At 68.3% G+C, this 25512-nt stretch carries 21 protein-coding genes; 5 read left to right on the top strand and 16 right to left on the bottom strand.

Features of this window, described 5'->3' with window-relative positions:
* Positions 1-67: 67 nt before the first annotated feature.
* The 4 genes from Q664_RS42650 to Q664_RS42635 form a co-directional block, all read right to left on the bottom strand.
* Positions 68-1867 carry a peptidase domain-containing ABC transporter gene (locus Q664_RS42650; protein WP_235217092.1) on the bottom strand — a complete coding sequence of 600 codons (1800 nt, stop codon included), beginning with the start codon at positions 1865-1867 and terminating at the stop codon, positions 68-70.
* On the bottom strand, positions 1867-4860 hold the full coding sequence (locus tag Q664_RS42645) for a DUF1611 domain-containing protein (RefSeq protein ID WP_043410095.1): 2994 nt from the start codon (positions 4858-4860) through the stop codon (positions 1867-1869). Before Q664_RS42645 ends, Q664_RS42650 begins: the two co-directional genes overlap by 1 nt.
* Before the next feature lie 6 nt (positions 4861-4866).
* Positions 4867-5091, bottom strand: coding sequence for a hypothetical protein (locus tag Q664_RS42640; protein ID WP_043410094.1), 225 nt, complete (start codon positions 5089-5091; stop codon positions 4867-4869).
* 205 nt (positions 5092-5296) lie between these two features.
* Positions 5297-5779 (bottom strand): FKBP-type peptidyl-prolyl cis-trans isomerase, encoded by a 483-nt coding sequence (locus Q664_RS42635; protein ID WP_043410091.1) that lies wholly within the window; start codon positions 5777-5779, stop codon positions 5297-5299.
* Positions 5780-6356: 577 nt separating this feature from the next.
* On the opposite strand from Q664_RS42635, the gene Q664_RS42630 reads away from it, so the two are divergent.
* Positions 6357-7352, top strand: a complete 996-nt coding sequence (locus Q664_RS42630) for a 3-oxoacyl-ACP synthase III family protein (RefSeq protein ID WP_160174627.1) — start codon at positions 6357-6359, stop codon at positions 7350-7352.
* A gap of 7 nt (positions 7353-7359) precedes the next feature.
* On the top strand, positions 7360-8478 hold the full coding sequence (locus Q664_RS42625; protein ID WP_043410084.1) for an acyltransferase: 1119 nt from the start codon (positions 7360-7362) through the stop codon (positions 8476-8478).
* Positions 8479-8584: 106 nt separating this feature from the next.
* Here Q664_RS42625 and Q664_RS42620 read toward each other — a convergent pair whose 3' ends face one another.
* From Q664_RS42620 to Q664_RS42595, 6 genes are all read right to left on the bottom strand, one after another.
* Positions 8585-9076 carry a hypothetical protein gene (locus Q664_RS42620; RefSeq protein ID WP_043410081.1) on the bottom strand — a complete coding sequence of 164 codons (492 nt, stop codon included), beginning with the start codon at positions 9074-9076 and terminating at the stop codon, positions 8585-8587.
* A gap of 15 nt (positions 9077-9091) precedes the next feature.
* Positions 9092-9958, bottom strand: a complete 867-nt coding sequence (locus Q664_RS42615; RefSeq protein ID WP_043410140.1) for a DUF2381 family protein — start codon at positions 9956-9958, stop codon at positions 9092-9094.
* A 102-nt stretch (positions 9959-10060) separates the two neighbouring features.
* Positions 10061-10756: a Coq4 family protein gene (locus Q664_RS53425; RefSeq protein ID WP_052519373.1), complete on the bottom strand. Its 696-nt coding sequence runs from the start codon at positions 10754-10756 to the stop codon at positions 10061-10063.
* Positions 10757-10766: 10 nt separating this feature from the next.
* On the bottom strand, positions 10767-11849 hold the full coding sequence (locus tag Q664_RS42605) for a hypothetical protein (RefSeq protein WP_235217091.1): 1083 nt from the start codon (positions 11847-11849) through the stop codon (positions 10767-10769).
* A 107-nt stretch (positions 11850-11956) separates the two neighbouring features.
* The gene (locus Q664_RS42600; RefSeq protein WP_152622655.1) at positions 11957-12544 is read right to left on the bottom strand and encodes a TetR/AcrR family transcriptional regulator; all 588 of its coding nucleotides are present in this window, start codon (positions 12542-12544) and stop codon (positions 11957-11959) included.
* Between the two features lie 78 nt (positions 12545-12622).
* Positions 12623-14641, bottom strand: a complete 2019-nt coding sequence (locus Q664_RS42595) for a protein kinase domain-containing protein (protein ID WP_043410079.1) — start codon at positions 14639-14641, stop codon at positions 12623-12625.
* 226 nt (positions 14642-14867) lie between these two features.
* On the opposite strand from Q664_RS42595, the gene Q664_RS42590 reads away from it, so the two are divergent.
* On the top strand, positions 14868-15956 hold the full coding sequence (locus Q664_RS42590; RefSeq protein WP_043410076.1) for an acyltransferase domain-containing protein: 1089 nt from the start codon (positions 14868-14870) through the stop codon (positions 15954-15956).
* Between the two features lie 41 nt (positions 15957-15997).
* Here Q664_RS42590 and Q664_RS42585 read toward each other — a convergent pair whose 3' ends face one another.
* Positions 15998-16492, bottom strand: a complete 495-nt coding sequence (locus tag Q664_RS42585; RefSeq protein WP_052519370.1) for a DoxX family protein — start codon at positions 16490-16492, stop codon at positions 15998-16000.
* Between the two features lie 183 nt (positions 16493-16675).
* Between Q664_RS42585 and Q664_RS42580 the strand changes: the two genes are divergently transcribed.
* Complete coding sequence (locus tag Q664_RS42580) at positions 16676-17260, top strand: Uma2 family endonuclease (RefSeq protein WP_043410073.1); 585 nt, start codon at positions 16676-16678, stop codon at positions 17258-17260.
* A gap of 3 nt (positions 17261-17263) precedes the next feature.
* Here the strand turns inward: Q664_RS42580 and glgB are convergent, their stop codons facing one another.
* From glgB to Q664_RS42560, 4 genes are read right to left on the bottom strand one after another with little or no spacing between them, the layout of a single operon-like run.
* Entirely contained in the window at positions 17264-19462 is a 2199-nt protein-coding gene (glgB, locus tag Q664_RS42575; protein WP_043410069.1) for a 1,4-alpha-glucan branching protein GlgB, read from the bottom strand.
* Entirely contained in the window at positions 19459-20796 is a 1338-nt protein-coding gene (locus tag Q664_RS42570; protein WP_043410067.1) for a maltokinase N-terminal cap-like domain-containing protein, read from the bottom strand. The genes glgB and Q664_RS42570 overlap by 4 nt, the downstream gene beginning before the upstream one ends.
* Positions 20793-22454 carry a maltose alpha-D-glucosyltransferase gene (gene treS / locus Q664_RS42565; protein ID WP_043410065.1) on the bottom strand — a complete coding sequence of 554 codons (1662 nt, stop codon included), beginning with the start codon at positions 22452-22454 and terminating at the stop codon, positions 20793-20795. Before treS ends, Q664_RS42570 begins: the two co-directional genes overlap by 4 nt.
* Before the next feature lie 15 nt (positions 22455-22469).
* Entirely contained in the window at positions 22470-24470 is a 2001-nt protein-coding gene (locus Q664_RS42560) for an alpha-1,4-glucan--maltose-1-phosphate maltosyltransferase (protein ID WP_043410062.1), read from the bottom strand.
* Positions 24471-24803: 333 nt separating this feature from the next.
* Here Q664_RS42560 and Q664_RS42555 point away from each other — a divergent pair, with 333 nt between their 5' ends.
* Positions 24804-25055 carry a hypothetical protein gene (locus Q664_RS42555; RefSeq protein WP_152622654.1) on the top strand — a complete coding sequence of 84 codons (252 nt, stop codon included), beginning with the start codon at positions 24804-24806 and terminating at the stop codon, positions 25053-25055.
* Here the strand turns inward: Q664_RS42555 and Q664_RS42550 are convergent.
* On the bottom strand, positions 25052-25372 hold the full coding sequence (locus tag Q664_RS42550; RefSeq protein ID WP_043410057.1) for a hypothetical protein: 321 nt from the start codon (positions 25370-25372) through the stop codon (positions 25052-25054). The two genes, Q664_RS42555 and Q664_RS42550, sit on opposite strands and share 4 nt — an antisense overlap.
* Between the last annotated feature and the right edge of the window lie 140 nt (positions 25373-25512).

The raw sequence follows: 25512 nt of genomic DNA, 5'->3' as shown, positions 1-25512 counted from the left end.
TTGAAGAACGGGTCCGGGCACCCTCACCCTGACCCTCTCCCGAGGGGAGAGGGGGTAGTAGAAGAACTCAGGCGGCATCGGCTTCACCCTCTCCCGCTCGGAACAGGCGTTGGTAGGGCGCACAGCGTGCCAGCAGCTCCGCATGCGGCCCCCGGCCCACCAACCGGCCCCCAGCGAGCATCCACACCTCATCCGCCAACGGCGCGTTGGCCAACCGGTGCGTGATGAACAGCACCGTCTGCCCCCGCTCCCGCGCTCGTGCGAGCAACCCCCGCACCACCGTCGCCTCGGTCTCCACATCGAGCTGGGAGGTGGCCTCGTCCAGCACCAGCACTGGCGCATCCCGCAGCACCGCCCGAGCCAGCGCCAGCCGTTGCCGCTGCCCACCCGATAGACTCGCTCCCCCCTCGGCCACCCGTGTCTCGTAGCCCTGGGGCAGGGACGCCACGAGCTGCTCCAACCCGCACAGCCGCACCACGCGCTCCACCTCCTCCCGAGGCACCGGCGGAAGGCCCAGGGTGAGGTTCTCGAGCAGGGTGCCGTGGAACAGCTCCACGTCCTGCCACACCACGGCGAGCTGCCGGCGCAGCTCGGAGAGCTCCACTTCCCCCGCGTCGCGCCCGTCGTACAGCACGCGCCCACGCCCGGGCGACTCCAGCCGTGTCAGCAGCCGCGCCAGCGTCGTCTTCCCCGAGCCGCTCGGCCCGACGATCGTCACCACCGCCCCCGGCTCGATTCGCGCGCTCACCTCGCGCAGCACTTCCTCGCCCGGCGTGTACGCGAACGACACTCCCTCCAGCGCCACCCCGCCGCGCAGCCGCCACGAAAGGGGCCCCGGGGGCCGCAGGGCACTCGACGGATCCTGCTCCGGTGTCTCGTTCAGGTACTCGAAGAAGCGCTGGAGGTGGACGCCGCGCTGCTGCACCTGGGTGACGAAGGAGATGATCTCGAGCACCGGGCCACGCAGGTACGCGGCATAGGCCACGAAGGCCATGTATCCACCCAGGCTGAGCTCCCCCGCGAGGATGAGGCGCCAGCCCAGCCAGGTGAACAGGGCGATCTGCGCCGCCTCCACCGCGCGCTCGCACAGCCGCAGCAGCCCATCCGCTCCATGGGCCCGCAGGTGCGCCCGCAGCACCGCGCGCATCTGTCCCGCCGTGCGCTCGTACATGAGCGGCTCGAGCGTCAGCACCTTGCTCGTGCGGGTCTGCCGCAGGGCCTCCAACTGCAGGGCGTTGAGCGAGGTATAGGCGCCCACCACCTCCTGCCAGGCTCCTCCCATCCGGCGTCCGAGCACGAGCGGCACCACCACCGCGAGCGGCAGCGTGGCGATCGCCGCCAGCGCGAGCTTCCAGTGCAGGGAGGCCAGGGTGAAGGGGATGATCAGCACATACGTCCCCTGCGAGAAGACGAGCCTGACCAGGCCCACCACCAGGGACAGTCCGGCGCGGGCGTCCTCGAACCGGCTGGTGATCTCCCCCGTCTGCCGTTGGGAGAAGAAGCGATCCGGCAGGTGCTGCACATGGTTGAAGAGGTAGAGGACGGCGGAGCTCTCCAACTTGATGTTCAGGTAGGCCGAGGTGTAGTTCAGCAGCGACTCCGCCAGCACGGCCGCCATGGACGCGGCGAAGATGCCGGCCACCAGCACCTCGAGCAGGCCCACGTCCCGCGTGGCGGTGACATGGTCGAACAGCAGCCGGGTGAGGTAGGGCGGCACCAGGCTGAGGAGCGTGATGACGGGCCCGAGCATCGCGCCCCGGGCCAGCAGGCCCCACGCGGGGCGCAGCAGCCGCACGAGCGCGGCGAGGTACCGCGCCGACCGCCGCAGTCCGGGAGGCGCCTCCCGCGTCTCGCCGTTCACCTCCATCACAGGTGCGTGAGCACGGCCTGGGCCAGTGCGTCCGCCTCCTCGGGAATGGCGTGGACGCGCAGGCCGGTGTGCTGCTCCAACCGCTGCCGCGCGCCCTCCAGCACCTCATCCCGGACGCCGAGGAACCACGTCTCGGTCCACCGGCTGCCGTGCAGCTTGCGCCCGCCCATCATCGCCAGGCCCACCACCGTGCAGGTCACCCCGTGCTCGCGGGCCAGCGTCTCCAGGTACTCGCGCGTGGCCACCACGTCCTCCGCCCGGGTGTCCACCGAGACCGTCAACACCACCAGCCGCGGCAGGAACGTCTCGTAGATGAGCGTGGAGGCGTTGGCCCGGCGATCGGCTCCCGGCGGGGTGTAGAGCAGCCCGTTCTGTCCGCCGGTGATGACCAGATCGCACCCCTCGGCCAGTCCCAGCATGAGCCGCCGCTCGAACGCCAGCCGCTGGGCCAGCTCCACGTGCAGCACGCGCGAATAGCCGGTGTCCGCTCCGAGCAGGATGCCCGTGGGCTCCGTGGAGTGGTGGCGCACGTGCAGCTTCCGCCGGGCCAGGGCCTCGCGCAGGTAGAGCTGCGTGGTGAACTTGCCCTGTACCGTGTCCGTGCCGAAGACGCCCAGCAGGTTGCGCGGCCGGTACGTCTCCGGGGCCTGGACGGCCAGGGCGTCCTGCTCGGGTACGGCCACCCGGTAGAAGAGCTCCGGATCCACGTCCAACCCATCGAACAGATCGTAATAGAGGATGTCGTCGTACAGCGAGATCACCGGCAGCCGCCGGCGCGTGGCCACTTCCAGCAACGCGCGGACGTGCGGCACCTCGGACTCGAAGTTGAGCGAGCACGTGAAGACGATCGCGTCGAAGTCCTGCCGCGCGACCTCCGCCGGATCGCTGCTCACCGGCACGGACATGGCTCCGGCCTGGATGTACGCGCCCGCGTCGCTCAAGGACACGGTGTCATCGAAGACGATCGAGGCCGGGGCCAGCGCCTGCTCGCGGAAGCGCAGCAGCGCGTACCCCTCCTTGTTGTACTTGAAGACCGCCGCACGCCGCCCGGCGAGCACCCCGGCCAGCGCCTCGCGCGTGTACACGTGGCGGCTGCGCAGCGTGGGCGCCGCCTTGATGGGCAGGTGCTCGTCTCCCTCCCAGATCTCCCCCAGCTTCCGGTAGAGCACCTCGGGGTCGTACTTGGGATATGCCCGTGCGTCCTGGGCGATCAGCAGCGGCATGCCGTAGTCCGGCATCTGGAAGAGGTGCTCGCGCTCCGAGCCCTCCACGCGCAGCGAGTACCGGCCCTGCGGGTGCAGCAGGAAGTACTGGAAGCAGACGCGCAGTCCCGCGACCTCGCGCACCTCGGGCTCCAGCGTGATCTCCCGGCGCCGGGCCACGCGCTCGTCCTCCCGCGACAGCCGGCGCAGCTGGAAGGACGGTGGGGTCTCGTCCCCCGGCTTCATCACGTGCACGAGCACGCACTTGAAGGGATCCACCGGGTAGGCGGCGAGCAGCTCGGGCTCGAAGGCGGGCAGGCGCGAGACCAGGTCCTCGTAGCGCGCGAGGAACAGCGAGCGGGCCCGCTCCTTCTGCGAGGGGTCCGGCATCATGAAGAGCAGATCGCTCCCGCTGAACAGCTCGAAGCGGCGCCACAGCTCGCGGGACGCCTCGTCCACCGGTGGCGGCAGGTGCGCCTCCACCAGCTTGATGAGCGCGTACATCCAGCAGTTGGCCGGCGTCAGCCAGTGCTCGCTGTAGAAGTCCGTTCCCCACGTCGAGTAGTAGAGCCGCGGCAGCTCGGGCGGCGGAGGAGGGGACTCCACCTTCGCGGCAATGGACTCGCGCGGCGCCTCGGGCTGCAGCACGCCCTCGAGCCAGTCGATCCCCTCGTGCCACCAGTGGCCGAAGAGCTCGGTGTCGAAGGCGAGCACGAACGTCTGTCCGTCCTGGACGAGCGCCCGGCGCGACTCCAGCAGCTCCCAGAAGGCGCGCACGTGGTGGGGCACCTGGGCGCGGGCGGCCTCCGGATCGTAGAGCGCCTTGTGCCCCAGGCCCACGTCCCTGCCGCTCACCGCGTGGTACTTGATGCCCGTCCACAGGTGGCCCCGCTTGTTCGCGGGCACGGGCACGCCCAGCTCGTCGAAGTACTCGGGCACCACGTCGAAGCCCAGGTCCCGGAAGAACTCGCGGTACACGGGGTGCGCCGGGAAGGTGGACTCGGGTGACTTCCACAGGTGCAGGCCAATCCGGTAGTCGTGGACGAGCACCTCCAGATCTCCATGGCGGTACGGGCCGCTCGGATCCTCCGGCTGGTAGGCGCCGATGCCATGGAGGCTGAGCGCCGTGCGGCGCACCCCGTGGCGCGTCAGCACGCGCTCGAGCCCGGGCCGGAAGGCGCACTCGGGCAGCCAGAAGCCATCCGGATCGCGGCCGAAAACCTCCTGGAAGGACTCGACGCCCCGGGCCACCAACCGATCCGCGGTGGCGGGCTCGAAGAAGGGCAGGAAGTTGTGCTGGGGCGAGGATGTCCACAACTGAACACCCGGAAGCCGCGAGCGACCCAGCTGGCCGAGCACGTCGCGCAGGCGGTGCTCCTTCAGGAAGGCCAGGCTGTCCTCCACGCGCCGCAGGTACATGCCCGCCGTCTGGTGGAGCCGGTGCAGCGCCTCGTCCGGGAGCTCCCGCGGATACTTCTCGTAGCGGTTGTAGAGCTCGCGCTGGGAGGTGCGCTCCAGCTCGCGCGTGGCGATGCGCCCCATCAGGTGCAGGTAGCGCGTGTAGCGCTCCTCGCACGCCAGCAGCTGTTGCACCAGACACGGGGTGAAGGACAGCACCAGCGTTCCGGAGAAGCGCTGGGGCTCCCAGCGCGACATCATCCGGAACAGGGGGAGGTACGTCTCCGTCAGCGCCTCGAAGAGCCAGCTCTCCGGCTCATCGAGGAGGGCCCCCTCGCCCAGCACCTGCGGCATATGGGTGTTGAGGAGCAGGACGAGGCGGTTGTTCATTCCCTATTAGTAGCAGAGGCTGCTTCCGTCCTCGGGGTAGGGCGGGGTCGTCCCGTCCTCGCAGATGCGGTGGCTCGGGTTGTAGACGTTCTGCCAGGCCGTGCCCGGACCCGACGCCACCAGCACCATCGTGTTGCCCGCGATGTTCGACGTCGTGGCGAAGCCGTCGACGTCCGGGCCTCCGTTCACCGTCTCCAGCAGCTCCGAGACATCCTTGCGCGTGTAACGCATCCGTACTCTCCGTGTTCCACAGGGTGTGGGGAAAAAAGGAAAGCCTAGGAAGTCATCGCTACATTCGTCAAGGAACGTGGGGCGCTAGTAGACGGCGCGGTTGCGTAGGAAGGCTCGCCAGATGGGTCAAGCCTCACATGCCCGGGTGTGGGGCCGGGTGAGGCCTGGACCGTGCAGCGATGGTGGTGTGGCTCGGACGAGGGGTTCAGTGCTCGTGGCCAGGGGCGTGCGCGTGGCCGTGCTCGAGCTCCTCCTTCGTCGCCGCGCGCACCTCGCGCACGGTGACGTCGAAGTGGAGCGTCTTGCCGGCCATCGGATCATTGAAGTCGATCACCACCGTCTTGGCCCGCACCTCCTTCACGAGGAACTCGACGTCGTCGCCGTCCTCGTCCGTGGCGCTGACGACGCCGCCGGCCTCCAGCTCCATGTCCGGCGGGAAGTCCTCGCGCGGCACCTCCTCCACACCGTCCGGATCGTACTCCCCGTAACCGTCCTTGGGCTCGACCACCACCTTCAGCGACTCGCCCGCCTTCTTGCCCTCGAGCGCCTTCTCCAGCCCCGGGACGATCTCCTCGTACCCGTGCAGGTAGACGAGCGGATCCCCCGGCTCGCTCTCGTCGATGATCTTCCCGTCACCCAGGTGGAGCCGGTAGTCGATGGTGACGACGCTGTCCTTCGCGATCTGCATGGATGCCCTCCTTGGGGCTGTTCTCGAGCACGCTCGGAGCCGGACCTTCCACCGGCGGTGCGGGGGAGGGGGACTCCTGCCGTGCCTGACTTGATGATGGGGTTGCACACGCGCTCCGTGTAGCGGAGCGGGTCGCTCACCTGCCTACCAGGTGAGTGGGTGCCGGCGCTCTGTAGCACGCGCGATGGCGGCCCGCTGCACGAGATTCAGCTTCGCTGGATCTGTTCGAGCGGGTGGAACGAGAGTCCAGCGCGTGGACCATGAGGCCTCTCGAGTACGGGATGTGCGCGCGTTTCCATCCATGAACTCCCGGACAGGCGTGGGTTCCGAGAACCCCATGTGGTGCCCGACTGACCCAGATGAGAGTAGCTCGCGGCTGTAGTACTCTTGTCGTGGTCAGCCCGGCGTGCGTGTTCCTCACGAATTCATCGGATGGGCTCTCGATGGCTGTCCCATGAAGCCGCCCATCGAACCCCTCGACTCACTCCACCCTTCGGGTTGCTAAGGACGGTTTATGGTCCCGTCGAGCTCTTTCCGGAACGACGTCTCTCCCTCCGTGGTGATTCGGGGCAGCGGAATGGCGCTGCCGCCGCTCGCCTTCACCAACGAGGACATCTGCGAGTGGCATGGTCGGCGGGATCCCAACTGGGTCTACGAGACCTTCGGGGTCAGGACGCGGCACACCCGCTACGACTACAAGCACGATCGGCTCGATGATCTCGACGAGGACGATCTCGTCCACGAGGCGGCGAAGCAGGCGCTGAAGGACGCGGGGATGCACATCAGTGATGTGCAGGTCATCCTGTTCGTGACCCTCACGCCCACCACGGTGTGCACGCCGGATCCCGCGTGCATCCTGCACCAGCGGCTGGGGGCGCCCGCCAACGTGATGGCGCTCACGCACATCGCCGGATGCGCGGGCACGCTCAACGCGATGATGCTGGCCACGTCGATGATCCGCTCGGGCCAGGCGCGCAACGTGCTCGTGTGCGCGGCCAGCTCCATGTCCTCGTACTGCAAGCCGGAGCTCAAGGATCGCATCTGGCTGCAGGCGACCATCTTCGGAGATGGGGCGGCGGCGTTCGTGCTGTCGGCGGAGCGGAGCAAGGAGCCGGTGGGTTTCTCCTCCTTCCACATGCACACGGAGCCTGGCCGGGACGTGGTGCACAAGAAGTTCGGCGGCTCCAAGCACGTGCCCACCCGCGACAACATCCAGGAGTTGCTGGAGGACCACTTCGTCATCGACTACCGGAGTGTCCCCAACAACATCAACCAGGCGTTCTCGCGGCTGCACACCGAGGTGCTCGCCGCCCGGGAGATGAAGGAGGCGGACTGGGTGCTCTTCAACATGAGCAACGCGCAGCTGCAGCGGCGCTGGCTCAAGAGCACCGGCATCCCCGAGGAGAAGTCGTTCTTCAACATGGAGGAGCAGGGCAACTGCGCGGCGGCCTCGCTGGGGCTCGTGCTGCACGGCTTCCTGCAGGCGGGGCGCCACGAGTCCGGGCAGACCGCGTTGATCCTCGGGGTGGGCTCGGGGCTGCACTCGGGTGGAGTGATCTACCGTTTCCCCTGAGAGGGCCATGAGCGGACCGGTGTCGTTGTCGGCCCTGGATGAGTTCTTCGCGGGGCCGGATGATCTCCCCATCGAGTTCGCCTTCTTCTACGAGCGGTTGCCCGCGGCGGAGGTGCTGGCCGAGGGGCTGGCGCGGATCCTGCCCGCGTTCCCGCGGTTGGGGGAAGGGGTCGCGCTGCTCGACATCGCGGGGGTCGCCGAGCCCCCCGAGGACAAGATCTCCCGGGCCGTGCTCTTCGACTCCGTGCGGCCGGGCTCCGGGCCGCCCCGGTGCCGGGTGAAGATCTCCCGGTTCACCTCGGGAGGAGGGTGCCTCGGGGCGAGCATGTCGCACGGGCTCGGCGATGGGGGCAGCCTGGTGCTCTTCCTGAGCGCGTGGGCGCGGGCCGTGCGCGGGCAGGCCCCGGTGCTGCCGGCCGCCTCCGAGCCCGAGTTTCCTCCGGCGCCGTCGCTGGACAAGTCCCTGCCCCTGGAGGCGCAGTTGCGGCGTGCGGGCTTCGGGCTCCGGGTGCCCCCGTCCCCCCGCGTCCGTGAGGACTACCGCTGGGACATCCGGCGCTTCGCTCGCGAGGAGGTGGAGACGTTGCTGCGGGATGCACGGGTGAGCCGTCCCCAGGTGACGGCGGGCGACGTGCTGGCGGCCCTCCTGTGGCGGCACTACCGCCGGCAGCCCGAGCGGAGGCCCAGGGCCGAGCCGGAGCTGGGGACGGTCTTCGACTTCCGGCGCGTTCCCAGGCTGCTGCCGGCGTCGTACTTCGGCAATGCCGGGCTGCCGCTGCGCGTGCCGCTCTCGCCCGAGGAGGCCACGACGCTTCCGGTGCCAGCGCTCGCGGCCCGCATCCGGGCGCGGCTCCAGTCCGCGAGCGCCGAGGACTTCCTCCGCAGCCATGCGCTGCTGGAGGAGGTGCGGCGCACGTGGGGCTCCGAGGGCGTGGATCTGGTGGGCTTCTCGACGGAGAGCCACGGGCTGCTGGTCAACAACATCTCCCGCTTCGATCTGTCGCTGCTCGACTTCGGCACGGGCGCGCCGCACACGTTCGACGTGATCACACCCATTCCCCGCGTGTGTTTCATCATCTCCCGGGGAGACAGCCTGGAGGCGCATACCTCCCTGCCTGGTGCCTAGGAGAGCGGGTTGGCGCCCGGGTTCCTTCCGTCACACCCGTCCCATGCGGACTCCTTCTTCAGTCGTGGGTCGTCGGTGGATGTTCCTGCTCCTGCAGACAACCCGCTCACCGGAACGAATTCACCACGAAGACGCCAGCACGCGAGAACTCAACGATGGCCGTTCCGGGTTTGGACTCGGGCTTTTTCTGCAACTGACCACGACCGAGCCGAGCCACAGCGCAAATGGGCATCGGCTCTTCGTCGGGCACGTGCGCCTCGTAATACCGGATGACGACCTGCGGGCCACCCGTCCACACCCGGCCATAAAGACGGGTAACGGGTGGAAGGGGCCCGAGGCTCTTGTCCAGCATGCTTTCCACGGGCCCGTCATACAGGGTGATGGGGCTGGTGTCGGTCTGGTTGGTGTCCAGTTCAACGATCGAGCCGTCCCCCACATTCAGGTGAAGTACTCGCATGACTTCGAGCGCCTTTTCCGGGCATTCCTGCGGGCCTGGGCTCCCATCTGCGCGAAGGGACACGCCTCCGGCAGTCACACAACCTGAGCACACACACAGCAGGACGACGGAGACAAGAAGTGGCACGTGGGTCGGAGCCATGTGGGTACGCATGTACTAGCGCAACAGTTGTCGATCCAGAAGAACCCAAGCCTCTCGGAGCCCGGTTCCTCGACGGAAGAGCTCAAGTACGAGCCGCTCGGGGCCATTGCTCGAGTCGAAGACGCCCGCGTCCATGACGACGGCGATGGTCCCGCTCATTCCTCCCGGTGCCAGGTACTCCTGGGTGGCACGCAGTGCAAAAGGCTTCTTCTCTCCTCCTGCCTCGGTCACCAGGCGCGCTTCCAACAGACTCCAAGACTCAGTCGGGCTGTTGTTCTTCACGTCGAAGACGACCGCGACCTTGTTGTCTTTCTTGCTGGCCAGAACGGTTATCAGGAACTCAACGCCCTGGGGATTCTTGAAAAAATGAGCCACCTTCGGACGCATCGACGTCATCTTCGCCGCCCCCCTGGTCAGGAGTGCGGCGATGGCGTGGTCAATCGAGGTCTCCTCGTTCCGGTAGCGCTCATTCTCTTCCTCGAGAATCCGTTCCCGGGTCTGGTGATGAGCCAGTCGGCTCCGGAGCGCTTCCGGGCTTTCTTCGACAGGGAACACATTCACCTGATGATCGAACCGCGCTTCCTGCGCCGTGACGGTGAAGGGGAGTTCCTTCCCATTCTGAAGCGTCACGACCAGCAGGAACCGATCCTCCGGGTCGAGCTCCTTGAGTGGTGTCACGACGACGAGATGACCCCCTGCGAGCAAGGGCTCGAAGCGGCCTTCCCAACCCAGCATCTTCGTCCTGGCGGGATCGACCGGCTGCGCGAACCGGAGCACGGTTCCCATCTCACCGGCGACGTACACCGGGTGTACCGCTTCCCGTGGATCATCCGGAAGGTAGAGGCTCCGGGAGGCAGGCTCGCGGCCCTTGGCCGCAGCCATGGACGCCACGAGGACGAGCAGCAGGGTAGACTGCCGAGGTAGGAAGTTCCGCATACGGCCAGCTAACCTACGAAATCGGGTCGCGGACGTCCAGCGGTTGCCTCAATTCCACTGCCTCGCGGGCGCGACGAGCTGCTCACGCAGCATGGCGAGTGGCGTTGCCCAGTGGTCCTCCCACCGGAAGCTGGCGAGCTGCCGGGACTGGCTGCCGCGCCGGAATGCGGTCCACAGCTTCCGGGCGTATTGGGCCGCATCGAATCCGGGGACCTGCTGGGACGCCTTCCCCGACTGGAGCAGGATGAGGAGCGAGGTGCGCAGGTGGAGGTTGCCCAGGGTGAACGCTTGCAACTCCATCTCTCCCAGGACATCCGTGCCGTAGCCGGTCACCATGTGGTGGAGGTCATGCGTCTCCCGCAGGCGCGTGGCGACGTACTGGGCATCGTTCTTCGGCGGGGTGAGGGTGTCGATCGGCGTCAGCCCCTGCTCCCGGAAGTAGCGCGCGAACGTGTGGCCGAGCGACCCGGCGGGAAGCTTCTCGAGCGCATCCAGGTCCATCGCCGAGGCCTTCAACGAGGGCCTCTCGGCCAGCAGGTGGCGGCCCTCCTCGTGGAGGGAGAAGTCCCGGGCGAGCGACGCGCACAGACCAATCTCCACGCTGTCGTAGAACAGGGCGCCCCAGGCGGGGTCCGTGGGATTGACCTGCAGGACCTTGAGCGCCTGAAGGCCCACACGAAGGCGGGTGGACAGCGAGGGATTCTCGGGGAGCGTGGGCAGGGAGGAGGAGGGAAGGTCGGGCATGGTGTGGTCCTCAAGCCGCGGTGCGGAACCGCGTGACGGGTGCCTCGGGCGGGTAGAGCGTGGGACGGCCGATGTCGTAGGCCGCGTTGATGGTGCGGATGAACACGGGGTCATGCAGCGGATCCGTGGGCGTCTCGACCTGGAGCCCCTTGGCGCGCACGTCCTTGATCAGCGTGTCGAAGACCCGCTCGAAGGTCAGGTCCTCGGTGTGGTCCATGTTCTTCTTCAGCTCGGCGAAGTCCTCGTACACCTCGGCCGACCAGTGGACCAGGAAGCGCAGTTCATCCGTGTGGTAGCGCGCGATCTCCTGGTCACCGGTCTTCACGATCCAGTGCTCGCGGCTGTCAGGCGCTCCGGCGAACACGCTGTGGAAGTCCAGCCCCGCGGGGAACTGCTGCTCCACGGGTCCATTGGCCTCGCCGCGGTGGACCATCATCTCGTTCTGGACGACGACGCCCCGGTTGTAGATGGGCGGTTTCACGCGCCTGGGTGCCGCGCGTGGCCCATCGGGCCAATAGGTGAAGCCGCTCTCGGGATCATGTGAGAACCAGGTGATGACCTGGGCCATCTTGATGAGGTGGTCGCGGAACAGCCCCGACTTCCCCATGACGCTGCAGAGCCAGGTCGGCGAGTTCTCGTAGCGGATGCCACGGAAGCTCGGGGAGTCCAGGTGTCCGGGGTCCGTATTGCCGCACGGGCCGTTCACATTGAAGAGCATCATCTGGGGCCGGGCATACTTCGCGCCCCAGTAGCTCTTCGCGAGCCGCAGGAACTTGTCGTTGTAGAAGCAGTCGTTGATCTCGGGGAACAGGCAGGTCGCATGGTTCCCGTAGAAGTTGCGGAACGTGGGCGACAGGAACATCTCGAGCGTCGGGATCACTCCCTCGGGAACCCCACCCGCGGAGGTGGCGATGAGCTCCTCGGCGGAGGCGAAATGCTGCGCGATGATCAGCTTGTGCGGCCCGCTGCTCCGCACCACCCCCAGCAACCGCTGGAGCTGGTCCCGTGAATAGACATCGTCCACCTCGAGCGGCGGAGCCACCGGGCGGAGGAGCCTCGCCAGATCGTCTTTCTGTGCCTCGGTCAGCATCATGATGATGCTGATGTGACATCGCGGAGAGTGGCGCACAACCGACACTCCCTGACGGGGCGCCGCTTAATCGACACGCGCTCGCGAATGTCGAAGAAGTCCGGGGAGGACTACCGGCTTCGGGGCGACCGAGGCGCGTCCGCTGGTGGCTTCACCAGCAGGGAGGTGAGTGCTCCCAGCCACCGCGCCATGCCCTCGGGTGGATGGGGCGAGCGTCGGTCCAACCACCACTCGAGCACCCCCAGGAATGCCGAGGTCAGGAAGCGATTCACGACGGGGAGGGGCACTCCCTCGAGACCGGGAGGAAGGGCGGCTCCCTCCAGTTCTCGACTCATGAGCTGCTCGAGGATGTTGCGCAACTGGATCTGGTAGGCGCGCATACCGCTCTGGCCGAGCATGAGGTGGTACAGCTCGGCGTGCTCGTCCGCGTGCTGGAACCAGTCCGTCAGGGTTCGATGGAGGCGCTCGGTCGAGTCCCCCAGCGGCTGACTCCTGCGCGAGAGCTCGGAGAGCATGTCCCGCATGATGTGCGTGAGCAGCTCGTCCTTGTCGCGGTAGTGCAGGTAGAAGGTGCTGCGGTTGAGCTGGGCGCGCTCGGTGATGTCCTGCACGTTGATGGCATCGAAGCCCCGCTCACGGATCAACGCGAGGAGCGCGTCGCGGAGCATGGCGCGGCTGCGGTGGACCCGCGGATCCACGGGGGCCGGGTCCGCCGGCACTCGCGAGCCACGACCGCCTCGCGCCTGTCGCTTCGGGGACCTGGGCACCGGGCCGGCCTACTCCTCCGCCTCGAAGTCCACGTTGAAGACCATGCGCTGGTCTCCCGGCAGCACGAAGCTCTTCTCCCAGACGGCGTCGTTCTGGGTGACACGCAGGTGGTGCTCGCCCTCGAACAGCGTCTTCTCGGAGACCGGCGCCGTTCCCAGGTCCTGCCCGTCGAGCGTCACCTTCGAGCCCGAAGGCGCATGCACCAGGATGGAGCCCATGCCCAGGCGGATGCGGAACGTCACCGTGTCCGGCGTGGAGCGCACGTCGATCATCCGCGCGGAGTTCAATCCCCGGGCCTCATCCAGGAAGTTGAGCATGTGGCGGCCCGGCGCGAGCGGAACCGTCAGCGGCGAGCGGCCCATGGGCTTGCCATCCACGGAGACCGTCACGTCGGGATTCACGATGATCTCCACCGGCGTGGGTGGCACGGTCGGCGCCGCCGGGGCCGCGGCCACGCGCACTCCGGAATCTGGCGGGGACTGGGGCGCGGCCTCGAGCAGCACGGGCGTGTCGAACCGCAGCTCCTCGCCCGCGTCCATTCCCATGTCCTCGGAGCCGGGCGGGGGCTTCCGGACGCTCCAGACGGCGCCCACCGCGCTCAGGAGCAGCACGGCCCCCACCGCGACCGCGAGCGGCGTGGACGAGCGGCGCGCACGCACGGGCCGGTCCTCGGGCATGACCGGAGGCGGAGCCGCGACAGCGGGGACCTCGGCTCCGGCGGCCGGTGCCGCGCTCGGAGCCGGCTCGCTCGGGGCGGACGCCGCCGGAGCCACTGTCGCCGCGGTCCCGGTGATGGGGATCTGCGCACTGACGGAGACGGGCTCGGGCGCGATGATGGGCGCGGTCCCGGTGATGGGGATCTGCGTGCGGGCGGAGACGGGCTCGGGCGCGACCACGGGCACGGGCCCGGTGAGGCGCGCGGGGGCGACAATCGGCGCGGCCCCGGTGATGGGCGCCACCGCGGGCGTGGACCCGGTGAAGCGCGCGGGCGGGACCACGGGCGCGGACCCGGTGATGGGGCTCTGCGTGCGCACCGAGATGGGCTCGGGCGCGATGATGGGCGCGGCCCCGGTGATGGGCGCGAGCTCCCCGCGGGCGAGCGCCTCGAGTCCCTTGTCGATCGTCCGCTTCCGGGCGGCCCGCAGCTCGTTGTCGGGGGGGATCAGCTTCGCGATCAGCTCGGCGAAGGCCGTGGACGAGGGCAGCTCGCCCGAGACGGCCACCAGGGCCTCGCGGAAGGCGAGGGCACTCGGGTACCGGTCTCCGGAGCGCTTGGCCGTCGCGCGGCGCACCACCTCGTTGTAGGGCAGGGGAATCTCGGGCGGCAGCGGCGGCAACGGACGGTTGAGGATCGCCTTGTCCGGCTCGATCGAATCCTGGAACGGCTTGCGCCCCGAGAGGCACTCGTACAGCAGCAGCCCCAGGAGGAACACATCCGTCAGCACCGAGGACGCCTCGCGGCCTCCCATGAGCTGCTCGGGGGCGATGTACAGGCGCCGGTTGCGCACGCGGCGTCCATTGCGCTCCCGCGGCGCCACCCCGAGCGCGCCGTACCCCGACACCTTGCACACGCCGTGGAACGAGACCATCACGGTCTCCGGGCGCAGGTCTCCGTGGATCAGCGGCGTCCCATCGTCATTGCCCGCCACGTGCGCGTAGTGCACGCCCATGGCCACGTCCGCGGCCACCAGCGCCGCGAACGCCGGCGGCAACCGCTGGGTCGCGGCCGCGTCCAACACCTGGCGCAGCGGCTCGCCATCCGCGTACTCCGTCACGCGCGCCAGCCGGCCGTCCAGCGTCGTCAGCCCGTGCACCCGCAGGATGTTGGGATGCTCGAAGACGACGGCGCGCTCCGTCTCCCGCTCCAGCCGCGCCCGCTGCATCGCGTCCTGCACCACTTCGGTTGGAGCCCACACCAACACCACCGGTCGCGGCGCGACTCCTTCTTCCAGCGCCAACGCCAGGAACGGGCGCGAGCCCTCTCCTGGCATCATGGGACCCAGTGACTGGTAATGAACCTGGCTCATGGATCCCCGATTTTTACGGCTACCGGCCTCCCACCGCCAGCCACAGGGTGTGAGTTCCACCCCATGAGAGAATGGTAGAAACCGAAGAATCCACCAGCCGTGAAATCCGCACTTCACTTTCCCTGGAAAACAAAGTAACAATACACCTCTACTGAATTGATTCGGTGGGGCTGTTTCGACCCTCCCTGTTGGTGGAATCGAGGCGGCCCCGGAGGGGAAGTGGGGCATGCGGTGGACCTCCAAGGAGTCCCGGATGCGTCACGAGGGCCAGACGGGCTCGGGGGAGGGTCCGTGCAGACCGGTCTTCGTGTTCTCGGGGCAGGGCTCGCAATGGACGGGCATGGGCCGGGCGCTGCTGGAGCGCTCGACGGTGTTCGCGTTGGTGCTGAAGGCGTGTGACGTGCAGGTGCGGCGGCTGATGGGCTGGTCGCTGCTGGAGGCGCTGACGGCGGAGGACGCGCGGCTGGGGGACATCGAGGTGAGCTGTCCGGCCATCGTGTCCATGGAGATCGCCCTGGCGGCGCTGTGGCGCTCGTGGGGGATAGAGCCGGCGGCGGTGGTGGGGCACAGCATCGGCGAGGTGGCGGCGGCGCACGTGGCGGGAGTGCTGTCGCTGGAGGACGCGATGCGGGTCATCTGCCACCAGGGCCGCACGGTGGGGAAGCTGAAGGGGAAGGGGGCCATGGCGGTGGTGGGGTTGCCGTGGGCGCGGGTGGGCGAGGCCCTGCCCGAGTTCGCGGGCCAGGTGTGGCGCGTCATCCACGCGAGCCCCGAGTGGACGGTGGTGGCCGCGGAGCCGGAGGTGTTGGATCGGGTGCTGGCGGCGCTGCGCCGGCGCGGGGTGCCGGCGCGCCGGGTGGACTCGGAGGTGGCGGCGCACTGTCCGCAGGTGGATCCGTACCGCGAGGAGCTCCACGGGCTGTTGCGCGACATCTGCCCGCGCTCGGAGCGGCGGCCCATCGTCTCCACGGTGACGGGAGGCGCGCTGGCGGGGCCGCGGTTCGACGCGGGTTACTGGGTGCGCAACCTCGCCGAGCCGGTGCTGTTCCGCGAGGCGGTGGACACGCTGCTCGACGCGGGACACGAGGCCTTCCTGGAGATCAGCCCGCATCCGCTGGTGAAGCACTCGCTGGAGTCGTGCCTGGAGGGCGCGGGAGTCGAAGGGCGGCTGTTCGTGTCGATGCGGCGCGGCAAGGAGCCGGCCCAGGAGATGCTGTCGACACTGCGGAGCCTGTCCCGGCCGTCCGAGCCGGAGCGGCAGGCCGAGGCGTCATTATCGGCGGAGGACGAGCCGCTCCTGGCGAACGTGGCGTGAGGCAGGAGAGGCCCCTGGCGGAGCGGGGCCTCCGGGAGTCCTCATCCGAGCAGCAGGGCGAGCCGGCCCAGGGGGCTGAGGCTCTTGCGGCGCAGCAGGCTCCAGTGGCGGTGGGGCCGGATGGCCTGGTGGACGGACAGCTTGCCGGGGCCGCCGAGCAGCAGGCCGAGGGCCGCGGCGATGAGGGACAGGTTGAACTCGTAGCCGCCCTTCAGGTTGTCGAAGCCCTTGGAGGCGTGCACCTTGGCGATGGCCACGGCCTGGGTCGCGAGGATGGAGAGGGCCGCCACGCGGGTGCCGATGCCCAGGAGGGAGAGGGCGCCGGCGAGGGTCTCGGTCCATGCCGTGGCGAGCGCCAGGGGCCGCGCGGGCTTGAGGCCGAGGCTGTCGAAGAACTGCGAGGTCTGCTCCAGGCCCTCTGGCTTCAGCTTGGAGAGGCCGTGGTAGAGCATCGTCGAGCCGAGGGTGGCCCGGAGCGGAAGCGCCGAGTGATTCGCCAACTGGCCTTCGAGTGCCATCAGGGTCGTGGTCGCCATTCATCCCCTCCGAATGCGGTGTGGTTGCGGCAACCCTTCGCATCCGGTGCGCCCGGGGCAATGAGACCGCGGGCGGGCGGGTGAGCGCCCGGGCGCTGTCTTCCGTGCACCCTACCTCGGATGTCACCTCCTCCTGTATGATGGGAGCGGTCTGGCCGGAGCGCCAGCGGGAGGAGCGCGAACATGGGTCGGGGAAAGCGTCCAGCCACCTACGAGGACATCGAGGCACTGCCGACAGGGTGGGTGGGGGAGATCATCGACGACGAGCTGTGGGCCTTTCCACGGCCGGCGGCGTGGCACGGGCGGGCGGCGACGAGGCTCGGCATGCTGCTGAGGGACTTCGATATCGGGCAGGACGGTCCAGGGGGCTGGTGGATTCTGGTCGAGCCGGAGCTGCACTTCGGGCGGCAGGTGCTGGTGCCGGACCTGGCGGGCTGGCGGCGGGAGCGGGTGCCCGGATTGCTGGATCGGGATGAGCCCTTCTTCGAGCTGGCGCCTGATTGGGTCTGCGAGGTGCTCTCGCCGTCCACGGCCGCGTTGGACCGGGGGCGCAAGCTGGACGTCTACCACCAGGAGGGGGTGAGCCACGCGTGGCTGTTGAACCCGCGAGCCCACACCCTGGAGGTGTACCGCCGAGGCAGGAAGGGCTGGCGGCTCGCCGCCCGTCACGGGGGCGAGGAAGTCGTCCGCGCCGAACCCTTCGACGCCGAGCCGCTCGAGCTGGGGCTGCTCTGGGTGACGAAGTCCACCCCAGCTCCGGCTCCCTGACGTCTACCCCGGGGTGAACCACACCACGGACAGCGGGGGCAGCGTCAGCGTGGCCGAGGCCTCCTGACCGTCCCAGCCATACGACTCGGTGTGGATGCGGCCCATGTTGCCGATGCCGGAGCCACCGTAGTCGCGGGCGTCCGTGTTCATCAACTCCACGTAGCTGCCGTGCCGGGGGAAGCCGACGCGGTAGCCCTCGCGGGGCACGGGCGACAGGTTGGCGATGCACACCACGTGGCCCCCTGGCTGCCGTGAGCGCCGCACGAAGGCGAACACGTTGGCCGCCGCCGCGTCCGGCTGCAGCCACTGGAAGCCGAACGGCTCGCTGTCCGCGTCGTACAGCGCCGGGTGGCTCCGGTAGAGCTTGTTCAAGTCCTTCATCATCGCCTGGATGCCCCCATGGCCCGGCTCCCCGAGCAGGTGCCAGTCCAGGCTCCGGTCATTGTTCCACTCGGCGGGCTGGCCGAACTCGCCTCCCATGAAGAGCAGCTTCTTGCCCGGATGTGCCCACATCCACGCGAGCAGCGCCCGGAGGTTGGCGCGCTTCTGCCAGTGGTCCCCCGGCATCTTCCCGAACAGCGAGCCCTTGCCGTGCACCACCTCGTCATGGCTCAGCGGCAGCATGAAGTGCTCGCTGAAGGCGTACAGCAGGCCGAAGGTGAGCTGGTTGTGGTGGTGCTGACGGTAGATGGGATCCTTCGAGTAGTACGTCAGCGTGTCGTGCATCCAGCCCATGTTCCACTTGAAGTGGAAGCCGAGTCCGCCCTCCTGGGTGGGCTGGCTCACCTTGGGCCACGCGGTGGACTCCTCGGCGATCATCACCGCGCCGGGGAACTTGCGGCGCACGGTGTCGTTGAGCTCGCGCAGGAAGGAGATGGCCTCCTCGTTCTCGCGGCCGCCCCAGCGGTTGGGCACCCACTCGCCATGCTTGCGGCTGTAGTCGAGGTACAGCATGGAGGCCACCGCGTCCACGCGCAGGCCGTCGATGTGGTACTCCTCGAGCCAGAAGAGCGCGTTGGCGATGAGGAAGTTGCGCACCTCGTTGCGGCCGAAGTTGAAGACGTAGGTGCCCCAGTCCGGCTGCGTGCCCTGGCGTGGATCCGCGTGCTCGTAGAGGGCCGTGCCGTCGAACTGGCCCAGCGCGTGCGCGTCCCGGGGGAAGTGTCCGGGCACCCAGTCCAACAGCACGCCAATGCCCTGCTCGTGCAGGTAGTTGACGAGGTAGCGGAAGTCATCCGGGTGGCCGAAGCGCGCGGTGGGCGCGTAGTAGTTGCCCACCTGGTAGCCCCAGGAGCCGCCGAAGGGGTGCTCCGACACGGGCATCAGCTCCACGTGGGTGAAGCCCATCTGCTTCACGTAGTCGGCGAGCGCGGTGGCCATCTCCCGGTACGTGAGCGAGCGATCCCCGTCCTCCACCACGCGCCGCCACGAGGCCAGGTGCACCTCGTAGACACTCCACGGCGCATGGTCCACGTTCATCCCGCGGCGCGCCGTCATCCACTGCTCGTCCGTCCACTGGAAGTGGTTCAGGTCGTGCACCACCGAGGCCGTGGCCGGAGGCACCTCGGTGCGGAAGGCGTACGGGTCCGACTTCAGCAGACGGCCGCCGTGGCCCGGGCGGATCTCGAACTTGTAGCGCGTGCCCTCGCCCACCTCGGGGATGAAGAGCTCCCAGATGCCCGAGGAGCCCATGCGCCGCATGGCGTGCAGCCGGCCATCCCAGCTGTTGAAGTCACCCACCACGGACACACCGGCGGCCGTGGGCGCCCACACCGCGAAGGCCACGCCACTGATGCCGTTGTGGTGCACGGGGTGGGCTCCCATGCGCTTCCACACCTCCTCGTGCCGGCCCTCGCCCGCAAGGTGCAGGTCGATGTCTCCCAGCGTGGGCAGGAAGCTGTAGGGATCCCTCAACGTGAACGTCTTGTTGCCGGGGTACTCCACCTCGATGAGGTAGTTGAAGGTGTGGGTCTTCCCGTTGAGCCGGGCCTCGTAGACACCTCCGAGCCGGTGCGTCATGGGAATCCGCCCGCCGGACTCGGGCAGCACGTGGATGGCCACGGCATCGGGGCGGAAGGCCCGGATCACCATCGCGTCCCCATCCGGGTGGATGCCCAGCACGCGGTGCGGCTCGGGGTGCCTCAGCTCCACGATCTGCTGCAGCTCCGCATCCACCTGCTGCCGATCCATCGGCTTCTTCACTTGCGAACCTCCATCCTCATGAGTGCCTGGACGGGGATGCGCACCCAGTCCGGCCGGTTCTGCAACTCGTAGCGCACCTCGTAGAGCATCTTCTCCAGCTCGAAGGCGTCAAGCATCGAATTGAAGGACGCATCGTCCCTGGGCAGGAAGGCCGCTCCGCGCGTGGTGGAGCGGTAGCCCTCGAGAAAGGCCTTGCGTGCCGGGCCCACGCGCTCACCCGCGGCCTGGCCCTCCAGCCCCACCGTGGCCTCCGCGTAGTCGAAGGAGCGCAACATTCCCGCGACATCCCGCAGGGGCGAGTACTTCTCGCGCCGCTGGGCGAAGCTGCGTCCCGGCTCTCCCTCGAAGTCGAAGAGGAGCCAGTCGCCCTCGGTGCGCAGCACCTGTCCGAGGTGCAGATCCCCGTGGATGCGGATCTTCTGCCCCGAGGGCGGCACCTGCGCGAGCTGGGTGGCGTGGCCGATGAGGCCCTCGCGGCGATTCTCCAGCTCGGGGAACTGGCGGGAGGCCTCGTTGAGGGTGACGCCCATCTCCCCCACGATGGAGGCGCTCCAGCGCTGCAGATCCTCGGCGTGGATGGGCTCCGGGGAGAAGGCGGGCTCATCGGGATTGGAGGCGAGCGCATGGTGCAGCTCGCCCAGCCGCTGGCCCAGCGCGCGCAGCTCGCCGATGAAGGCGTCCGTCAGCCGGGGGCCGGCGCGGAAGTGCTTCAGCGTGTAGAGCCAGCCGTCGGTGACGTTGGGGATGTAGCGGTGGACGACGGCGAGGGTGGCGCCCGCGGGACCCTCGGACTGGAGCGCGCCCAGCAGCGTGGGCGTGGCCCGGAAGGACGTCTTCGTGGCGAGGAAGCGGCCCACCTCGTACTCGGGGTTGATGCCGGCCTCCAGCTTGCGGATGACCTTGAAGATGACCTTCTCGGCGACCACCACCGAGGTGTTGCTCTGCTCCACCTGGAGCCGGCGCACGGGCAGGGGCGAGGGCAGGGCCATCAACCCCTCGGGGGTGTCCAGCCACTCGCCACACAGCTTGCCCGAGGCGCTGGGGAGGACGCGCTTCTCGCGGATGAGGTTGAAGAGGCCGCGCAGCACCTCCACGTCGTCGAGCGCGTCCTGGACGCCGTCGTCCTTGCTCTCCACGGGGAGCAGGTAGCGGTCTGGATTGCCGAGCTCATAGGTGACCTCCACCACGGCGAGGGTGAAGTCACGTCCGCCGGGCAGCTCCACGCGGGCATGGTCCACCACGGACACGGCCTTGATGGGCCAGGCCTTGCCGGCGAACCAGCGCTGGTTGCGGAGGTAGTCCGGCAGCTTCGTCAGGTCGATGGGGGCGGTCACGGCATTCCTCTCCCGGGCGCGAGCTTCTCGAGGCGGAACCACAGGAACATGTAGGGGCCGAGCGTGAGCTGGTACGGCATGCCGGAGATGCGCGGGAAGGGCGTCTCTCCGATGAGCTCCACGGGCACCTGGCCTTCCCACTCGCGCATGTCGAGCACCGCCGGCTGGGCGAAGCGCGAGAGGTTGCAGATGATGAGGATCGTCTGTCCCTCGTACTCCCGGGTGAAGGCGAGCACCTTGCGGTTGTCGGGGTTGACCCAGCGCAGCCTGCCCATGGCGAAGGCGGGGTAGCGCTGGCGCACGCGCAGCAGCCGTTTCATCCAGTTGAGCATGGACGAGCGGGTGCGCTCCTGGGCCTCCACGCTGATGGACTGGTAGCCGTAGACGGGGTCCGCGATGATGGGGGCGTACAGGCGCGCGTAGTCCGCCCGCGAGAAGCCCGCGTTGCGATCGCTCGTCCACTGCATGGGGGTGCGCACGCCGTTGCGGTCGCCCAGGTAGATGTTGTCCCCCATGCCGATCTCATCCCCGTAGTACATGACGGGGGTGCCGGGCAGGGTGAAGAGCAGGGCGTGCATCAGCTCGATCCGCCGCCGCCCGTTGTCCATGAGCGGGGCGAGCCGGCGCCGGATGCCGAGGTTGATGCGCATGCGCGGGTCGGTGGCGTACTCCCGGTACATGTAGTCCCGGTCCTCGTCCGTCACCATCTCGAGCGTCAGCTCGTCGTGGTTGCGCAGGAAGATGGCCCACTGGCAGTTGTCGGGGATGTCCGGCGTCTGCTGGAGGATTTCGACGATGGGCGTACGGTCCTCGCGGCGCACCGCCATGAAGAGGCGGGGCATCACGGGGAAGTGGAAGCCCATGTGGAACTCGTCGCCGTCACCGAAGTAGACGCGCACGTCGGCGGGCCACTGGTTGGCCTCGGCCAGCAGCATCTTGTCCCCGCCGTACTCCGCGTCGAGCGTCTTGCGCAGCTTCTTGAGGAAGGCGTGCGTCTCCGGGAGGTTCTCGCAGTTGGTGCCCTCGCGCTCGAAGAGGTAGGGCACGGCGTCGCAGCGGAAGCCGTCCACGCCCATGTTCAGCCAGAAGCGCATGACGTCCAGCATGGCTTCCTGGACCTCGGGGTTGTCGTAGTTGAGGTCCGGCTGGTGGCTGAAGAAGCGGTGCCAGAAGTACTGCTTGGCCACTGGATCCCACGTCCAGTTGGAGCGCTCGGTGTCGGTGAAGATGATGCGCGTGCCCCGGTACTTCTCGTCCGTGTCGCTCCAGACGTAGTAGTCGCGCTTGGGGCTCTTGGGATCCCTGCGCGACTCCTGGAACCAGGCGTGCTGATCGCTCGTGTGGTTGACGACGAGCTCGCTGATGATGCGGATGTCGCGCTTGTGGGCCTCGTCCACCAGGCGCTGGAAGTCCGCGAGCGTGCCGTAGTCCGGGTGCACCGCGTAGAAGTCCGCGATGTCGTAGCCGTCGTCCTTCAGGGGCGAGGGGTAGTGGGGCAGGATCCACAGGCAGGTGACGCCCAGGTCCTGCAGATACGGGAGCTTCTCGATGAGACCGGGGATGTCCCCGTGCCCATCCGCGTTCGAGTCATAGAACGCGCGGATGTGCAGTTCGTAGATGACTGCCTTCTTGTACCAGAGCGGGTCCGTCCGGGTCATAAGCTCGCTGGGGTGTCATTCGTAGTAGTCGAACGCCTGTTCGCTGCGGCGGAAACGATACACGGCCCAGATGGCCGCGGGCTGCTCGGGAGTGAGACGCACGTGCGCGGTGGGCCCCTGCCACAGGCTGCGCTCGTCCGTCATCAGCTCGTGGACCTGATACGTCTCGTCCGGTTGGATGCCCAGCTCCTTCAGAGGCACGTGCAGCACGGACTCCTGGGCATGGTAGGGATCGAAGCTCACCGCCACGAGCACCTGGCTGGAGCCGTCCGGGGTGCGCTTCAGGGAGAACATCACCTGCTCGTTGTCCGAGGGGAAGAAGCGCAGGTTGGAGTAGAGCTGGAAGGCGCGGTGCTGGCGGCGGATGGCGTTGAGCCTCGCGATGTAGTCGCGGATGTTGCCGGGCCGGTCCAGGTCCCACGCCTTGAGCTCGTACTTCTCCGAGTCGAGGTACTCCTCCTTGCCCGGCTTGACGGGGGTGCCCTCACACAGCTCGTAGCCGCAGTACATGCCCCAGGTGCTGGAGAGCGTGGCGGCCATGGCGGCGCGCAGGCGGAAGCCCCCGGGGCCGCTGCGCTGGAGGAACTCGGGGAGGATGTCCGGCGTGTTGGGCCAGAGGTTGCCGCGCATGAAGTCGGCCACGGGCGGCGAGGTGAGCTCCGTGAGGTACTCCTCCATCTCCTGCTTGAAGTTGCGCCAGGTGAAGTAGGTGTACGACTGCTGGAAGCCCAGTTTGGCCAGGGCCTTCATCACCTTGGGACGGGTGAAGGCCTCGGAGAGGAAGACGATGTCGGGCCGGACGGAGTGCACCTCGCGGATGAGCCAGGCCCAGAAGGGCAGGGGCTTGGTGTGCGGGTTGTCCACGCGGAAGATGCGCACGCCCTGCTCCACCCAGTGCATCACCACCGACTTGAGCTCGGGCCAGAGCGTGGTGCGCCCCGGGCCCATCCAGTCGAAGTTGACGATGTCCTCGTAGCGCTTGGGTGGGTTCTCGGCCGTCTTGATGGTGCCGTCGGGCCGGTGGAGGAACCACTCCGGGTGCTCCTTCACGTAGGGGTGGTCCGGCGAGCACTGGTACGCCAGGTCCAGGGCGATCTCGATGCCCAGCGCGTTGGCCGCCTGGACGAAGCGCCGGAAGTCCTCGAGCGTGCCGAGCTTCGGGTGCACGGCCTTGTGGCCGCCCTCGGTGGCGCCGATGGCCCAGGGGCTGCCCACGTCCTCGGGGCCCGCGGTGAGGCTGTTGTTCTTGCCCTTGCGCGCCGTGCGGCCGATGGGGTGGATGGGCGGCAGGTAGATGACGTCGAAGCCGAGTGACTGCACGTAGGGGAGCCACTTCTCGGCGTCCCGGAAGGTGCCGTGCGTGCGGCCGTCCCGGAGCGCCGAGCGCGGGAAGAACTCGTACCAGGAGCTGAACTGGGCCCGCTCGCGGTCCACGAAGACCTCGAGCACGCGGTCGTACCGGGTGGCGAGCGTGCGGTCCACGTACCTGGAAGCCGTGAGGGCGAGCCCCGGATCCATGGCCGCGGCGATGGCGTTGGGGCTCATGCCCTTGTCGAAGAGGGCGGCGGCCTCGGTGAGGCGTCTGGCCTCGTCGGGGCTGCCGGCCTTCTGGGCGCGCTCGGCGTGGGCGCGGAGCATGGCGCCGCCCTCGAGGAGCTCGCTGCGCACGTCGCGGCCCACGTCCACCTTGCGTTTGATCTCGGTGACCCAGGTGGCGAAGAGGTCCGGCCAGGCCTCGACGGTGAACTCGTAGCGGCCGTTGCGAGCCAGGGGGAACTCGGCTTCCCAGAGATCGTTCCCCTTGGAGACCATGGGCACCTCGGCCCACTCGGTCACCTGCTCCTTGGGCGCGGATTGCCTCCAGCGCACCACGGCCACCAGGACGTCATGGCCCTCCTTGAAGATGTCGGCCTTGACCGTGAGGGACTCGCCCTCGACGCGCTTCACGGGCCATCGTCCGGCGTCCAGCTGGGGGCGGACGTTCTCGATGACCGTGCTTCCGATTCTTTCGCTCATAAAGACAGGTGGCCTCTATAGGTCCCCGCGCCGCGCTGCCCTGGCGCTATTTTTCACCACACGTTGATTCAGGACGCTCCAGGCGTCCGGCTCGTTGGCCCGTCAACGTTAGGAATGGCTCCGCACGGTGCACACCGGGTGGGATGGGCCGCTCCCCTGTCCGGCACTCGTGCCGGGCGGGCAGGGCGGGGTGGTGGGGCGGCGGGCTCCTGGCTGTACGCCAGGTGGTTTGACGGGCAGGCGGGTCCCGGTTCAGCGTCCGGCCTTCTCAGCAATCAGAGGACGGGTGGACGCCCAATGCCATGGAGAGCGGTGCTGATCGCAGGACTCCTCTTGAATCCTTCATGGGGGCTGGCCGATGAGCCGAAGGAAGAACGGCCGGATGGTGGTCCCATCGAGATGAAGAACGTCTTCGAGTGCCTCAAGGCCTGCAATGCGAGCATCGACGAGGCCGAGGACTTCTGCCGGAACCTTCCTGACGACAACAAGAAGCGAAAGGCTCTGTGCTGGTCGGCGATCTACGCGGGGAAGGCCGCGTGCCAGGTGTTCTGCCGCGCCGAGTTCGGCCCTCCCATCCGACACTAGGACTCCTGCCTGGGCGGCACTCCCGCCCTGGGCGCGACATCGGAGTGTTCCTCGAAGAACCTCCGCACGAGCGTCATGGCGTTCATGAGCGCATCAACGGGGCCGACCCCCATGACGCACTTGATGCCGGGCAGGTAGCCCTCGATGGAGAGCGGGCAGTACCAGGCTCTATCCGCTTCACCTGGGAGTGGCTGCGGACGGCCGACAACAATCCTGGAGACCTTTGTTTCTCCCTCTTGCGTCGTGTGGGACCAGTGATCCTCCGCGATGGGATCATCAATGGTGGTGAGTCGAGGGCGCCAGTCGTGATTGCTCATCGCGATGGATAGTGCTGGAAACACGGGCGGACTTCACGGCCCTGGTGACCACCTGATTGTTTCCAGTGGGGTGGGAGGTGGGAGAAGAGCGGGGCACATGGCTGTGCCGCTGGCGGGTTTGACAGGCCGTGGATTCGTTC

Origin of the sequence: Archangium violaceum Cb vi76 (assembly GCF_000733295.1) — a bacterium.
Lineage (GTDB): Bacteria > Myxococcota > Myxococcia > Myxococcales > Myxococcaceae > Archangium > Archangium violaceum.
This window is presented reverse-complemented; position numbering and strand designations above follow the sequence as displayed.